Origin of the sequence: Chryseobacterium kimseyorum (genome assembly GCF_025971945.1) — a bacterium.
GTDB lineage: Bacteria > Bacteroidota > Bacteroidia > Flavobacteriales > Weeksellaceae > Chryseobacterium > Chryseobacterium kimseyorum.
In genome coordinates, this window is the sequence record NZ_JAPDHW010000001.1 from 162,455 (window position 1) to 177,594 (window position 15,140).

Sequence of the window (15,140 nt, forward strand, 5' to 3'; positions counted from 1 at the left end):
AATCAGCTCATTTTTATTCATTGCAATTTTGCATTATTAATTTAAAAAAGAATAAAAAATGAAATCAGCATTGATCACAGGGGCTAATAAAGGTATTGGTTTAGCCACAGCAAAAGAGTTATTACAAAATGAATATTTTGTTTACATTGGTTGTAGAGATATTCAGAAAGGAGAAGTAGCAGTAAATGATCTATTAGCAAATGGGTTTGGAAATATAAAAGCTATTGAATTAGATGTTACCAATTCAAAATCTATTTTGTCAGCTAAAAACATCATTGAAAAGGAACAAGGTAAATTAGATGTTTTGATAAATAATGCAGGAATTTCTGGTGGTTTTCCACAATCAGCACTTACTGCCACATTGGAACAATTCTATTCAGTATTTGCAACTAATCTATTTGGCGTAGTAAGTGTAACGCAAATATTTGTTGAGTTACTAAAAAAATCAGAACAACCTCGAATTGTAAATGTAAGTACTGCTATGGCTTCAATTACAATTGCTTCTAATCCAGAAAGTCCCACAAATGAATTTAAAACATCGGTATATCAATCAAGTAAAGCAGCATTAAATATGTACACTGTAAATCTTGCGTATGAACTTCGTGATAGTAGTAAATTTAAAATAAATATGGTTTGCCCAGGTTATACCCAAACTGATTTTACAGGACATCAAGGTACAAGTACTCCTGAACAAGCAGGAAAACGAATTGCTAAATATGCTATGATTGACGAAAAGGGACCAACAGGAAAGTTTATTAGCGAAGAATACTTTCCAGAACCTGCAAGTTGTCTTTGGTAAAAGACAGTGAAGTATTAAGGAAACTAAAAATACTGCCTGTTACAAGGTATTGCCAAAATGGGGCTGACGGAGTACATCAACAATTGTGCTCTATCAGCCTTTGCACTATATTTGTACTGACGGTTCTCAAATGTCCCAATTCGGAAATACCCAAAGAGTTAATAATTACTTTTAAAATCCCACAAAACAATTATTTTGATTTTGTAGATTTTTGATAAATTATTATGTGGGATTATGATCGAATATATATCGTAGCCATTATAATAAATGGAGTTTTTCTTATTATATTTGCTGACAATTTTTACAATTTAAAAAGTACTTGAAAACTCTTTCCGATAAACGATTCTAAAGCCGACCCTGGTAAAAATATGACTCTTACCAATTTCAATATGAATAAAAAATTACTTTATATTTTGGGCCTTCTCACTGTCAACATAATCCAAGCACAAAACGTTCATATACCTGACATTAATTTTAAAAACTTATTGCTCACCAGCCCCTTAATCAACATGAATGGTGATGGAGATATACAAATTTCAGAAGCAATTGGATACAGTGGTGCATTACATATCGGAAATCAAAACATTTCAGATCTTACCGGAATTGAAGCCTTTGTAAACCTAACCGATCTGTTTTGTCATGGCAATCAACTGACAACGTTAGATGTGAGCCACAATACTGCTTTAACTTATTTGGGTTGTGCTGAAAATCAGTTAACAACACTCAATGTTAAAAATGGAAACAATAGTTCCCTGATATGGCTATATTCTGCAAATAATCCTAATCTTCTGTGTATTCAGATTGATAACAGCAACATGATAGGAACTTATTGGGCTAAAGATGCGACCGCGACTTACAGTTCAGACTGTCAATCATTTTTAGCAACGGAAGAAACTGTAAAAAAAAGTGTTTTAACGTATCCTAATCCTGTGAAAAATTTGCTTCACCTTTCAGTAAATGCTGATGCAACATTATACAATATGATTGGTCAAAAATTGGGATCGTATAAAAATGTGTCACAAATTAATATGGAACAGTTTGTGAAAGGTACCTATATTTTAGTGCTTTCAGATAAAAATGGAGATATCATCCAGCAAACTAAAATCGCGAAGAATTAAAGTAGGTCATCTTCATTATATTCAATAAATTATTTTGGTATTTTATCTAAAAACGATTAGTTCAATTACCACAGTCTAATAGAAATTCGAATAAAAAAATATTTGTAACAATTAATAATGTGTTTGTCAAATTTTATTTTTATTTTACCTGTAAAATGGCTAAAATCCTTTATTCGTGGGTGTTTGCGATGACGAAATTCTTGCGAAATTTAGAAAAAAGATGTTGCAGCATCTTAATCGTATACTGCTTTTGTACACCTCGATCCATGTAAACAACATACTAGCGTAAAACAAAAAAACGCTGCAAACATTGATGTTTACAGCGTTTCAGCTTATTTTGGTTTCCCGTTTTGCGGAGAGAGAGGGATTCGAACCCCCGGACCTGTTACAGTCAATAGTTTTCAAGACTATCGCAATCGACCACTCTGCCATCTCTCCTTCAACTAAGATTTCTCTTCGTTTTCAGTCGTGCAAATATAGAATGTTTTTCAATTCTGACAAAATAATATTTATATAAAGTATCAGATTATCTATTAATTCGTTAAGAATCAGTTTAATTATTTCTTCAATTTTATCTCTTAATTTATGGTTTGAAGTTTCATGCCCAAAACTACAGCTCCAAAACCAACTACAACACTTAAAATCACGTAAAGTATTAATGTGAAATAATCCTGATTTTGCCAAAGAGAATAGTTTTCTACTGAAAAAGTTGAAAAGGTAGTAAATCCTCCGCAAAAACCTGTAATCAGAAGATATTTCAGATAACTGTCAACCTTTACAAAATAGGATGTCAGAAATCCTATAATCAGACATCCTACAATATTGACCAAAAAAGTTCCCATCGGAAAAGAATTCACTGTCCAAAGCTTTTGGGTAAAGTAAGACATAAGATAACGGGCAACACTTCCGACTCCGCCACCTAAGAAGATGAATAGAATGTTTCTCATTAGCGATATTTATTATTGCGATAATATCAGATTTAATGAACTGATTTTAAAAAATCTCAATTTGCAAAGTAAAAAATAACGCACCCATTAAGGTGCGTTATTATATTTTGTACATTAAAAATTAATGCAATTCTGCCAAATATTTCTCTGCATCCATTGCAGCCATACAACCGCTTCCTGCCGCTGTAATTGCCTGTCTGTAGATGTGATCCTGAACATCTCCTGCAGCAAAAACTCCTGGAAGATTGGTTCTTGTAGATCCTTTTTCTGTTGCGATATATCCGTTTTCGTCTAAATCAATTTGTCCCACAAAAATATCAGTATTCGGCTTATGACCAATAGCGATAAATATGCCGTGAACATCAATCGTAGATTTTTCCTGCGTTTGATTGTTGATAGCAACTGCTCTTTCAACTAAATTATTTTCACCTTCAATACCAATTAATTCATGGTAAAATTTCACCTCAATGTTCGGTGTATTTTCAACTCTGTGAATCATCGCTTTTGAGGCTCTGAATTCACCTTTTCTTACCAACATCGTCACTTTATTAACGAGTTTCGCAAGGTAAGTTGCTTCCTCAGCAGCAGTATCTCCGGCTCCTACAACTACAACATCTTTTCCTCTGTAGAAGAAACCGTCACAGGTTGCACATGCAGAAACGCCTCCGCCGTTGTATTTTTTTTCGTCATCTAAGCCCAAATATTTTGCCGTGGCGCCGGTGGAAATAATTACAGTTTTAGCGAAAAGTTCCTTATTTCCAGCATATAATTTATGAACACCGCCAACTTCTTTAGAAAATTCGGCTTTGGTAATCATTTCGTAATGTACTTTTGTATCAAATCTTTCTGCCTGCTTCTGCAGATCCATCATCATTTCCGGACCCGTAATTCCTGCAGGATAACCAGGGAAATTATCAACCTCAGTCGTCGTCGTTAATTGTCCACCCGGTTCCAAACCTGTATATAACTGTGGTTTCAGGTCTGCTCTCGCTGCATAAATTGCTGCTGTAAAACCAGAAGGTCCAGATCCTACGATCACACAATCTAAAATATTTTCTTCCATAATTCTCTTTTCAAAAAGATTTTAATTTTAAGACCACAAAGTTCGTAATTTTTAATGTTTTATTAAAGTAAAATTAATGATAGTTGTCAATATCAAATATGTTGGCTGTCGATTATAAAATTCAATCATGGATTAAGTTTTAAAAAGTTTTTTAATTCCATATTAATATTATTTTTATTTTCATAAAAATGTATAAGTCCTTCTTGAGCTAAAGTTCCGTTTTTGAAAACTGAGAATAGCCTTTCTTAACCAAATTTAGAAATGATCATTTCGCAAAGAACTGCAGATACCACGTAGGGTATCGGAGTTTCTTTTTCAAAATATAATCTTTCGTAAATATTAAGGTGTTTCAAAACATCAAAATCCGGATTTTCTTTTAGGAATTTCTTTAATTTTTCTTTTTGCCATTGATAATCAAACTTTCCGCTTCCGCCAAAATACGTTGCCATACCTTCATCAAAAAAAGGGTCAATCTTTGGAAAAAGTTTGGCAGTATACAGATGAACAATTTCGTGAGTGTAATATTCCGAGTTGTTTCCAGAGATGATAATACCATAATCTGCAGCAAAACCACCGGACGTATCAGCGTACATCATCGGATGATAATCAAATCCTTTCAGTTTGAAAACCTCTTCAGGGGAAGTTGCTGAATAATATAATATTGGAAACTTTTCGATCTTAAAAAAATGGGAAAGTTGAATGATGTCTTTTCTCTGTTTTTCAGCTTCTTCAATATGATACGTCTTCATTGGAGAAACGTAGTAAGTAATGTTGTCTTCTTTTTTGATGATCCAATCTTTAGTGTAATAATCAATGTATTTACTTAAGAAAATTTCATTATTTCTTTTTACAGCAATTATATTATAGATTGCTTTAATCAAATTTGATTTCGTTTTCTCATTATAGCCTATGTAAGCTATTTTCACAATTTTCTTATCGGCCTCATTTGTTGGAATAATTTCCATTAATGAAGGTTGATAGAAGTTGCTCTCCATCTTTCCACTTTCAATACCAATAATTTCGTAATAAGGAGATTTAAATCTTTTAAAATCAGATTCAAGCCAATATTTCGGATCCTGAGTTTCTAAAAATCTCTCTACAGTTTCAATGATTTTAACATTTAAAGAGTCCTCTTGGTTAATGGATGGAGAAATTGATTTTAATTTGAATTGCGAATAGAATAACTGAAAAAACAAAATTAAAACAGCAGATAGAAACTTTATTTTTATCATTGTTAAATAATTAAAGTTTAAAAATAAAAAGTAAGAAAGGTATATGCATCGCAAAATTGAGCATCACCATTCACCACTAAACTTTCATCTTAATCTTATCAACATTGATGATTTTATACACCAATTCTTTTATCAATTCTGCCTCACTCATATTCACGGCGCCTAGACCTTTTCCTTTCATATCAAATTCTCTCAAAATAGAAATAACTCGGGTAGAATGTTTTAAAGGATACAATCTCGCTGCCTCAGCATAATCCTTCAGAAAATAAGGATTAACGCCCATTTGAGAAGCAATTAACTGGGGCGACTGGCCAATCATGGTACTGTAAATAATTACATTTGAGAAATAATTGTACAGGCTCGAAAGCAACATCACAAAAGGATTATTTTTAGGATTCTTACCCATAAAATGAGCAATCTTAAATGCACTGTTCGCGTTTTTTGTACCTAAAGCTTTCTGAAGTTCAAAAACATTGAATTCCTTGCTGATACCAATGTGGTTTTCAACGATCGTCCCGTCTAAAGTCTGACCTTCTTTTAAAATAATTTTCAGCTTTCCCAATTCGTTGGAAATTCTGGAGAGGTCATTTCCCAAATATTCTGCAAGGAGATGAGAAATATTCGGAGCTGTTTTTATTTTCAGTCTTAAACATTCATCAGCAATCCATTTTGGAAGATTGTGATCTTTAAAAGATTCGCTCAGAAAAAGCGCATTTGTTTTTGTTAAAGTTTTGGTAACCTTTTTTCGGCTGTCAAGCTTCTTGTGCTTGTGAGCAAAAACCAAAACCGTCGAAGGTACAGGGTTTTCAACATACATTTCCAAAGCTCTGCTTTCTTCATCATTAAATTTCAGATCCTGCGCTTCCTTTACAATAATCACCTGCTTGTCGCCCATCATCGGAAACTGTCTCGCTAAAGAAAGCACTTCCTGATAGGTGGTATCTTTACCATACGTTACTGTTTGATTAAAAGCTTTTTCGTCTTCTTCCAAAAAGTCGTGTTCAAGGGCTTTTACAGCAACGTCAATAAAATAGGGTTCTTCTCCGTGGAAAAAATAAATCGGTAAAACTTCTTTATTTTTAATATTTTTGAGGATTAAATCTAATTCTTTCATCTTATTAAATGGAACTTCCCAAACTCAATTTTCAGGAAACTTTTGATTTTAAATTCAAGAAAGACAAAGATAAGTTTTTTATCTATGATTTGGTTCGCAAAACTTACCTTTTGCTGACGCCTGAAGAGTGGGTGAGACAGCATTGGATTCATTATTATCTTACGGTAAAATCCTACTCTGTATCCGCCTTAATTACAGAAAAAAAGATCGTTTTAAATGGTTTAACCAAAAGAATCGACCTATTGGTAACGGAAAAAGCACAGCCTAAAATTCTGATTGAATGTAAAGCTCCACAAATTAAACTTACTGAAAAAACTTTCGAACAAACTGCAAGATACAATTCAATAATCGGAGCTTCTGAAATTGTTTTAACGAATGGTTTGCAGCATATTAATGCGTATTATGAGGATGGAGAATATCAGTTTTATAGAGCTGAGTAATTTGTAGTAATAACCCGCATTTAGATTTCTAAATTTATTTTATAAAGCGAATATCATATTTAAATATTTTATAATTGAACGATATACTACTGCAAAAATATGGTTTGACCATGCAAAAATCATTCGAGAAATTTCATGGAATTATTTCAGGAAATCCCATTGCTAATTACATTTATAATTATAGACATCCTGATGATGTGGATGAGTTCATTGCTGACTTGGATTTAGCAATTTCTGGTAATTTTTCGCTAATTGAAGATCCAGATTATGGATGCGGTATGGGAAATTATTGGTTTGCACATATAACGCCTACTCATTTTGAATTGTGGCAGGAAGGTTTTGATAAAAGAATAATACCCCTAAACGATTGGAAAGAAATATTGCTTGCTTGGAAGGAATGTTTAGAGTAGAAAATTAAAGTATCTTAGTGATGCCCTATTCGCTTCTATTTACAAATTTGATTATTTTTATACTATCAGTATTTTTTTTTGTGAAATTTGTGCATGGTATTTGCGTACATTGTTCTTAAATGACAAAATATGATAAAATCAATATTCATCAGCGCAAGTTTGCTTGCTTCGGCAACACTTTTCAGCCAAAATCTTAAGAAAGTTTCCTATCAAGACGGTTCACAAAAACTCAACGGATTGGTAACATCGAATGCAGGGAAGAAACTTCCGGGAGTTCTTATTCTCCCAGCATGGAAAGGCATTGATGACGAAGCAAAAACCGCCGCTGCCGATTTGGAAAAACAGGGTTATGTAGCATTCATAGCTGACATTTATGGGGAAGGAAATGTACCGACCGACAATGAGTCAGCGGCAAAAACTGCTGGGTTTTATAAGAAAGATTTTGCAGCTTATCAGAAAAGAATTTCTTTGGCTTTAGAAGAATTAAAGAAAAACGGAGCCATTCCTGAAAAAATCGCAGTTATCGGTTACTGTTTCGGAGGAACCGGAGCTTTGGAATCTGCGAGAGGAAAACTGCCTGTGGTAGGAGTTGTTTCCATTCATGGCAGTCTTGGAAAAGATCAGTCAAGACCGAATGATGCCATCTCAACTAAAATTTTAGTGGAAAATCCTGCAGAGGATAAAGGTGTAACGCCCGAAGATTATAACAACCTGATAAAAGAAATGAATGAAGGAAAAGCCGACTGGCAGATCATCACTTATGCTAATTCAAAACACACGTTTACTGATCCTAAATCTGCAGATTACAATCCTGTGATGGCAAAAAGAGCCTGGAATCACACGTTGATGTTTTTGAAAGAAATTTTGAAATAATTTCTATATCTTTTATAAAAATAGAGTAGTTTTTGCACGTATGTTTGTCATTCCGAAGGAAGCTAAACTGCTCAATTTTCAGAGTGTTGAGATTCCACCTGAATTACTAATGACTGCTAGCTTCAGTGTTATGATGATACACATAAACACTAATAATTTACAGAATATAAAATAAAAACAACCTCAGTTTTGAGGTTGTTTCTGTTCATAATTCACTGGTCGTATTGCAATTTGAACACCACGAATATTCTTTTTCTTTGTCTTTCAATTTAATTTTTGATGTCTCTTTGCAATTTTCGCAAACCTGCTCTTCGTTGTCAGTCTGTTTTGCTTCGTAATCACAATCGAAACAGCTCCAAGTTGTCAACTGGGTTTTCCCGCTGATAAACCACGTGAAAGACCGTTCCTTACATTTTGGACATATCTGTAATCCCATAATTAATTATTTTTCTGCTCTCTATTCACCAAATCCATCGAAAACGCAGGGAGACAGATCGCAATATACTCACAGATGTCTGCAAATGGATTGCTGTACCGGACTCTTGCTCCTTTTTCAATCATAATACTTTGTCCTTTCTCTAAGATAACCTCTTCACCATCGATCTCAAATTTCTTTTTACCTGAAATAATGACCGTAAATTCATCGAATTCCGGAGTTTGATGGGATTCGCTCCAATTAGGTGGCGCAACCATGTGGGCAATTGAAATATTCGGAGTTTGAGTTGAGTTTCCCCAGTGTTCTTCGATCAGTTTTCCGTCGTTGGTGGGGACAGTGAAAGGTGATTTCTGAATTTTATATTTTTTCATATTGTTTGTATTTTTAAACACAGGTCACAAAGTTTTTTTTTAAATCTTTTAGCGTTTCACAAAGCCGTTTCACTTATAAAAGTTTACAAAACATTTTTAAAGATACATTTAGCATTTTGTAAATTAAGCGGAACAAAAAAATACATTTTTTAAATCTGCTCAATCATCAAAATCTGCGCGAAACTAATTTTAACCAAAATGAATTTCCTTTTTTATTTCGTACACAAAATTTGTTCGTGTCGGTTCTCCAAAATAGGCAATTTCTTCTTCAGCAATTTTATTTCCTCCCAATCTTTCCAAAGCAATCTGTGAACGGAAATTCTCTTTTCCGATATGAAAATAGACTGTATCAACAAACTGGAAAATATAATCCATCATCAGTTTTTTAATTTGTGGATTGATGCCTTTTCCCCAGGAGTTGGTTCCGTAAAAAGTATAGCCAATGAAAATGCTTTTTTTAGCTTCATCAAAATCGTAAAAACGCGTACTTCCCAAAATATTTCCGGTTGACTTTTCTACAATTTTAAAAGCGCCCTGACTTTCCATTGCACCTTTAAAAAAGTTTTCAAAAACTTCTCTTTTGTAGCGGTCTTTATTGGGATGTTGCTCCCAGACTTTCGGATTGGAAGCCACCTCATATAACAACTCAAAATCCCCTTGCAGCAAGGGGATTAATTGGTATTCTCCGTTTTCCAAAACAGGCTGTATAGAAAAATTCATCTTTAGAAATTTTATTCTTAACTTTTTGTTTTGGCAGCGTCGGCTTCTATTTTTTTAATTTCCTTTAATTTTTCAGCAATTTTAGTAACTGCATCAGGTTTTGCCGGCTTCAAAGCTACTTCAGCCTGAGCCATATCCCATTTAATAACAAGATTTCCCGAGTTTTCGTCTGTTGGATTAATGGTAATTTCAAACCACTCCTGTTTGTCAGCCAATTTATTTACAGGAACCGTCACATCCACCACATCGTTTTTAGCATCATACGTATACGCTCCCCATTGCTGGAAATCTTTATTTAAAATCACTTTCCAGTCTTTTTCCGTCGGTACGATGAACAATCCGTAAGTTCCTGCCGGAACCATTTTTCCGCCGAAATTCACTGCCTGACCGAAGGTGATTTTTGTAGATGAGTTCGCACCCGCTCTCCAAACCTGTCCGTAAGGAACCAGTTCTCCAAAGATTTTTCTCCCTTTCACGCCTGGTCTTCCATAATCAATACTGATTTTAGACATAGAAAACTGCTGTTCAACCTTCTGACGCGGACTGGCTGCCGGTACCGAATAATCCTGTGCAAAACTGAAAGCCGAAGCCGATATGCAAACTGCAAATAATAACTTTTTCACTTTATTTTAAATTTCGCTAAAATTACAAAATGGATAGGATAAATTGGTTTTTGAGTTTGATAAAATTTGTTAAATTAAGACTAGATGTTTTTTCAATGCTTTAAATTCTTTTAGCCTGCTCAATATGTCTCCAGTTATGATAAATAACAAAACGAAATGTATCTCCCAATTTTAATTTGATCAATTTCGAAATACTGATACTGGTCTTGACCTTGTTTAAGTCTATCTTATTGGCATCACTTAAAAAAGTTTTTATTTGTTTTTGCTGAGAGATAAACTCTTTAATAACACTTCTGTCAAGATTGCTTCCCATAGGATTCATTGACTTAAATGTTTTCATTATATTCAATTTTTCTTTTGGGAGCATAGATTCAGCAAAATAATTACCTAAAATACCGGAGATGAAAATATCTTTCGATTTTGTATTTGATTTTCGGATTCTTTCATCAATCTCGGGCAGATAAAATTTACCGTAAAGATTAAGATGTTCTAAACAGTCTAAAATACTCCAGCTTTTTTCAGATGCTCTGAAGTTGAGTTTTGCATCTGATTCATGTAGGAGTATTTCAGCAAATTCTAAATTTTCATCGGTGATTTTTTTTAAATCATTAAGCAATTGCTGGGACTGAATTTTCATAATTTTTATTGCAAATTTCCTGTTTTAAAAAATTATAAATCTTGATTGCAATCAAGATTTTTTAAGCCTTGACAAAGTTTCCGGACTCATGCGGAGATAATTGGCAATATATTTATTAGGAATTTCCTGAAAAAGTTGCGGACTTCTTTTTAAAACTCTCAAAAATCTTTCTTTTGGAGAATTAATCAATAAATCTTTTTCTCTTTCAATTTGTTGCAAAATCAAATCTTCCAAAATAATTGACCATAATTTTAAATTTTCGTCTGAAGAATTTATGAATTCATAGAAGTCTCTCTTTGATGCGATTTTTATTTCAGTCCTTTTAATTGCCTGAATACAAAAACTTGAGGGATTGCCCGACAAAAATGAATCCAGGCTTACAATAATATTTCCGGTGTATCCAAAACGAATTATTCGTTCTTCATACTCATCTCTGATAAATATCCTCAAGCTTCCTTTTTCTACAAAATAAATATTTGTATCAATATCATCTTCCAGACTTATAAAAGAATGTCTTTCAACTGTTTTTGTATTTTTAAATAGGTCTGCGTTAAGTAAGGTCTCAACAATATTCATTTCCTGTCATATTTTGTAAAAACCTTACAAGAAAAACTCATGAGGCTTTGATTATAGTTCAAAAAATTATTCCGGTCTGGCTTTCCACTTCAGCAGGATCTTTGAGTAGAAGTAGATAAAAATAAATCCTACTACTAAGAGAATGTAACTGAGCATATATTCAAGTGACTCTATAATAGATTGGCAATCTTCGTAAGCAACACCTCGATCAGGATCATAAACTGTTCCGCGACAAGCGTCTCTCTGATACATTGAAATCAGAATAAAGATCAGCAGAACAAACAGTACAAATCCATTCAGTGAAATATTGACAAAAATTGAGGTGATGAGCTTATTAAATTTAGTCATCATTGTTAGAGGAATCAGGAGAATAGCAGTTGATATAATTAAAGCTAAATATGTGGCAAAATACTCTTCGTGTCTTTGTACAGAAACGGAAAAAAGCGAGGTTGCTAATACCCCGACCAAAAGCAGAACTCCTGCACTGATAACACTGAACAGCAGTGATTTTAAGCCAGTAATTCTGAAACTTAAAATAAATGTCGATAAGAAAAACGCTATCCAAAGATAAATATGAATATTCCCGGAGAAGAAATCGTAAGATTTTACATAGTCTACACTTTTCAGAAAGTCCTTCAGGTTGTCGGTATAGTAATAATAATCTGTAGTGTTCTTCTTGAAATAATCTTCCGGTGAAATCTGCTCTATCATCGCTGGATTGAAATCTCTGATCAGAATACTGTCAGTCACGATCTCACCATCTTGATTAACGATGGCTGCATCAGCATCTAAAGCACTTACTTCGGAATCAACAGCAACTGTTTCGTAGTCTCCTTCGGCAGTATTAGGCCTGCTATTTACATCATATTGTTCACCAGGTGAAGGTTTATATTTTTTAGTGAAATATCGCACACTGAAATCTGTCGTTGCATAAACCATTTTTGTCCACTGCTTAGCATCCAGATTATTTTCAATGGCAAACTGATTGGATATTTTCAGGAATTGAGATAATAATTTTTCTACTTCAGCAGAACTTTTTTTATCTAAAAGTTCGGATGTCTTTTTATTAATAATTGCTCTCTTCCTTTTATACTCAATATTGTCAGGATTGTTATTATACAGACTATAGCTGTCTAAGAAAGTGTCACCATTAGATTTGTAATCATAAAACACTTCTGAAAAATTGTAGAAACTTAGACTAGTCGTTTTTATATAAGAAGAAACATCTACCACATCTTTTTTAAAGTAAAATGTCTCAGATGTATCGTTATCATTTCTTCTGTAGATCACTTCTTTATCTTCATCTCTTTCTGGTTGGGGAATGATAAAATTATTCTTTTTATCTTTCTGGTAAGATGTTTTCGAATACACCGAAAAGTACTGATAGACCCTGTTGTAATACACAAAATACTTCTTCGTACGGTCTACTTTTTTGATATCTGTTTCACAATACAAATCGTAAAAAGGTTTTGGTGAAAGCCTATTATCGAGAGTATATAATTCCAAGTTCTGACTGAGAAAAGCGTTCCCGAGGTTGATGGTTTCAATCTTCTGTTTCATCTCGGCATTAGGATATTTATTATTGATATACATCCTGAAACCAATCATGTACGAGAAATAAAAAGTGGTACAGACAAAAATAATTACAAAATACTGAACAAACTGAGAGAACAATTTTCCTTTAGAATTGGGATAAAAGTTTTTGAAAGCATTATTTTTAAACATCATAATCAGCCATCCTACGATCATCAGAATGGAAATGATCAGGTGAACAAAAATAATTCCGTCATGGTAATAATCATCAATCACTTCCGTTTTTTGCAGGGATTTCGGGTTGATGTGTGACACATAACCGATTATGAAAAATAAGATATGAACGATCATTCCCGCCAAAAGCATCCAGACAATTTTGGTATTCCAAATGGTCGGATATTTCTCAAGCAGATATTGATTGAATTGATTGATTTTTTGCATTGTAATTGAATTAATGAGGAATTAATTAACGAAAAACCTTCTGGTGGAAGATGAAATATTCCTGATGTAGACAATGTCGGTTTTAGCATTTCCAAGCGCTGACATCACATCATAAAACTCGGTATCTGCAGAGAAATATGCGACGTAAACTCCACCATTAAAGTTCAGTTTCTCAAGTTGAAAAGCTTTGAAAACTTCCAGCAGATTTTCTCTTGAACTTTGCGTGTCGATTTCTATAATTAAACCATCATTTTCGGAATTATTCAGTTCAGAATTATCTTTGTAATGACCGTTTTTCAGGAAAATAACTTTGTCTGAAACTTTTTCCACTTCATACAATTGTTGCGAACTCAAAATCAGAGCAATCGGATTGTTGACCGAGTTGGCAATCGATTTTAAATCTTCCAGAATAACCTGTTGTGCCAATACATCAAGGTTCGCCAGCGGCTCATCCAGGAGCAAAATTTCAGGTTGTCTGAGCAGTGTTCTTGCCAGTTCGAAACGCATTTTGTATCCGGACGAAAGTTCGCTCCATTTCAGATGTTTGTAATTCCAAAGTCCGAGGCGTGCGATCATCATCAGCGTTCGGGTTTCGTTTTCTTCGGGTTTCACACCATAATTTGAAAGCACAAATTTCAGATTATCCTTCAGACTTCCATACCATTTTTCCGTTCGCTGTGGGATGTAGACGAGTTTTGTACATAGGTCGAATTCATCTTTGGGTTCAGTATTAAACGAATAGTGGAGTTCGCCTTCATTAAAGGAAATTTCTTTCGCCAAAATTCTCAGCAACGTCGTTTTTCCGTTTCCGTTTTCGCCCACCAAACCGTAGACCTGCCCTTTGTTAATCTCCATCGAAACGGGACCGAGTGAAAATCGGTTGCTGCCATAGGATTTTAAAATATTTCTTGCACGAAGTACAGATTTTTCCACAGCATGTTCATGCACAGGGATTTTTTCAATTTTTTCGAGCAGAATTTTTGATTTTTCAATCAGTTCGTCGGTGTAGGTCGGAAATTTTTCTTTCCAGTCTGTAAGCTCGATGGCTTCCCTGTAAATATCCATGTTTTGCGTATCCATGGCGCAGTCGAGCAGTTTTCTGAAACCCAAAACGGTATCTTTATTATCGAAAAAATGCTGAACTTCGTTCACACGTCGTTGATGTTTCGTCATTTGGCTATTTTGGTTGAACTAATATAGATAAAATTTAAAAGCAAATTATATCCATTGAAAGAGAAATTTTATTGCAGCTTTTACACTAAAAAACGTAAAAAATATTAAATACCCATTCCCATCATCATCGACATATAATAATTAGCACAGTGGAGGGAAGTGAGAAGCAGGATATTTTTTTCATCGAATGTTTCAAAAAATTCAGAAGTATTGATGTGGTAATCGTATTTCATACTTCGCCACTGAATATTGGGTTTCATGACCAAAAGTTCCATTCCTTTTTCGTCGCTCAGCACAAATGATTCCCTGAGAAAACCTTTGTGGCTGAAGGTGTAATTTTTTTCAACATCACTAAAATAGATATTCATGACGATATTTCCGTCCCAGTTCATGGTGAATTTCAGTAAAACAGTTTTTCCGTCAAGAACTTCCACGGTGGTTCCCCAGAAACCTTTGGGCACAATATGATATTTTGAATTTAAAATTTCAATTTCGGCGTTGAAATTAAACCAGCTTTTATAGATCAACTGACCGATCTGCTTGTTATCTTTCGATATTTTGAAATGCGTAAATTTTTCTGAGGTAGCCTGATATTTCATTGTTGTGTTTTTTGAAATTAAATTTAAAAAAAATT

At 33.9% G+C, this 15,140-nt stretch carries 18 protein-coding genes and 1 tRNA gene; 5 read left to right on the top strand and 14 right to left on the bottom strand.

Annotated features, from left to right (window positions below):
- The first annotated feature begins 58 nt into the window (after positions 1 to 58).
- Together OMO38_RS00775 and OMO38_RS20265 are read left to right on the top strand one after the other, a co-directional pair.
- On the top strand, positions 59 to 799 hold the full coding sequence (locus OMO38_RS00775; RefSeq protein WP_264748343.1) for an SDR family NAD(P)-dependent oxidoreductase: 741 nt from the start codon (positions 59 to 61) through the stop codon (positions 797 to 799).
- Positions 800 to 1,188: 389 nt separating this feature from the next.
- Positions 1,189 to 1,917 carry a T9SS type A sorting domain-containing protein gene (locus OMO38_RS20265; RefSeq protein WP_319804171.1) on the top strand — a complete coding sequence of 243 codons (729 nt, stop codon included), beginning with the start codon at positions 1,189 to 1,191 and terminating at the stop codon, positions 1,915 to 1,917.
- 353 nt (positions 1,918 to 2,270) lie between these two features.
- Here OMO38_RS20265 and OMO38_RS00785 read toward each other — a convergent pair.
- The 5 genes from OMO38_RS00785 to holA form a co-directional block, all read right to left on the bottom strand.
- A tRNA-Ser gene (locus tag OMO38_RS00785) sits at positions 2,271 to 2,355 on the bottom strand.
- A 140-nt stretch (positions 2,356 to 2,495) separates the two neighbouring features.
- Complete coding sequence (crcB, locus tag OMO38_RS00790; protein ID WP_264748344.1) at positions 2,496 to 2,864, bottom strand: fluoride efflux transporter CrcB; 369 nt, start codon at positions 2,862 to 2,864, stop codon at positions 2,496 to 2,498.
- Between the two features lie 121 nt (positions 2,865 to 2,985).
- Complete coding sequence (trxB, locus tag OMO38_RS00795; RefSeq protein WP_264748345.1) at positions 2,986 to 3,927, bottom strand: thioredoxin-disulfide reductase; 942 nt, start codon at positions 3,925 to 3,927, stop codon at positions 2,986 to 2,988.
- A 245-nt stretch (positions 3,928 to 4,172) separates the two neighbouring features.
- Positions 4,173 to 5,159, bottom strand: coding sequence for a hypothetical protein (locus OMO38_RS00800; RefSeq protein WP_264748346.1), 987 nt, complete (start codon positions 5,157 to 5,159; stop codon positions 4,173 to 4,175).
- Positions 5,160 to 5,235: 76 nt separating this feature from the next.
- Positions 5,236 to 6,273, bottom strand: a complete 1,038-nt coding sequence (holA, locus tag OMO38_RS00805; protein WP_264748347.1) for a DNA polymerase III subunit delta — start codon at positions 6,271 to 6,273, stop codon at positions 5,236 to 5,238.
- A gap of 8 nt (positions 6,274 to 6,281) precedes the next feature.
- Between holA and OMO38_RS00810 the strand changes: the two genes are divergently transcribed.
- From OMO38_RS00810 to OMO38_RS00820, 3 genes are all read left to right on the top strand, one after another.
- Positions 6,282 to 6,713, top strand: a complete 432-nt coding sequence (locus tag OMO38_RS00810; RefSeq protein WP_264748348.1) for a type I restriction enzyme HsdR N-terminal domain-containing protein — start codon at positions 6,282 to 6,284, stop codon at positions 6,711 to 6,713.
- 74 nt (positions 6,714 to 6,787) lie between these two features.
- Entirely contained in the window at positions 6,788 to 7,123 is a 336-nt protein-coding gene (locus OMO38_RS00815) for a hypothetical protein (protein ID WP_264748349.1), read from the top strand.
- A 129-nt stretch (positions 7,124 to 7,252) separates the two neighbouring features.
- The gene (locus tag OMO38_RS00820) at positions 7,253 to 7,996 is read left to right on the top strand and encodes a dienelactone hydrolase family protein (RefSeq protein ID WP_264748350.1); all 744 of its coding nucleotides are present in this window, start codon (positions 7,253 to 7,255) and stop codon (positions 7,994 to 7,996) included.
- A 205-nt stretch (positions 7,997 to 8,201) separates the two neighbouring features.
- Here the strand turns inward: OMO38_RS00820 and OMO38_RS00825 are convergent, their stop codons facing one another.
- The 9 genes from OMO38_RS00825 to OMO38_RS00865 all read right to left on the bottom strand — a co-directional run bounded on the left by OMO38_RS00825 (position 8,202) and on the right by OMO38_RS00865 (position 15,105).
- The gene (locus OMO38_RS00825; RefSeq protein ID WP_264748351.1) at positions 8,202 to 8,432 is read right to left on the bottom strand and encodes a hypothetical protein; all 231 of its coding nucleotides are present in this window, start codon (positions 8,430 to 8,432) and stop codon (positions 8,202 to 8,204) included.
- 2 nt (positions 8,433 to 8,434) lie between these two features.
- Positions 8,435 to 8,803: a cupin domain-containing protein gene (locus OMO38_RS00830; RefSeq protein WP_264748352.1), complete on the bottom strand. Its 369-nt coding sequence runs from the start codon at positions 8,801 to 8,803 to the stop codon at positions 8,435 to 8,437.
- A 189-nt stretch (positions 8,804 to 8,992) separates the two neighbouring features.
- Positions 8,993 to 9,523, bottom strand: coding sequence for a GNAT family N-acetyltransferase (locus OMO38_RS00835; RefSeq protein ID WP_264748353.1), 531 nt, complete (start codon positions 9,521 to 9,523; stop codon positions 8,993 to 8,995).
- A gap of 17 nt (positions 9,524 to 9,540) precedes the next feature.
- Positions 9,541 to 10,146 (bottom strand): DUF2911 domain-containing protein, encoded by a 606-nt coding sequence (locus OMO38_RS00840; protein WP_264748354.1) that lies wholly within the window; start codon positions 10,144 to 10,146, stop codon positions 9,541 to 9,543.
- Between the two features lie 100 nt (positions 10,147 to 10,246).
- A complete protein-coding gene (locus tag OMO38_RS00845; RefSeq protein ID WP_264748355.1) occupies positions 10,247 to 10,783 on the bottom strand; it encodes a DinB family protein in 537 nt (178 codons plus the stop codon).
- A 51-nt stretch (positions 10,784 to 10,834) separates the two neighbouring features.
- Positions 10,835 to 11,359 carry a Crp/Fnr family transcriptional regulator gene (locus OMO38_RS00850; RefSeq protein ID WP_264748356.1) on the bottom strand — a complete coding sequence of 175 codons (525 nt, stop codon included), beginning with the start codon at positions 11,357 to 11,359 and terminating at the stop codon, positions 10,835 to 10,837.
- Between the two features lie 66 nt (positions 11,360 to 11,425).
- Positions 11,426 to 13,333: a hypothetical protein gene (locus OMO38_RS00855; RefSeq protein WP_264748357.1), complete on the bottom strand. Its 1,908-nt coding sequence runs from the start codon at positions 13,331 to 13,333 to the stop codon at positions 11,426 to 11,428.
- Positions 13,334 to 13,354: 21 nt separating this feature from the next.
- Positions 13,355 to 14,506, bottom strand: coding sequence for an ABC transporter ATP-binding protein (locus tag OMO38_RS00860; protein ID WP_264748358.1), 1,152 nt, complete (start codon positions 14,504 to 14,506; stop codon positions 13,355 to 13,357).
- A 104-nt stretch (positions 14,507 to 14,610) separates the two neighbouring features.
- Complete coding sequence (locus OMO38_RS00865; RefSeq protein WP_264748359.1) at positions 14,611 to 15,105, bottom strand: hypothetical protein; 495 nt, start codon at positions 15,103 to 15,105, stop codon at positions 14,611 to 14,613.
- Positions 15,106 to 15,140: the final 35 nt, after the last annotated feature.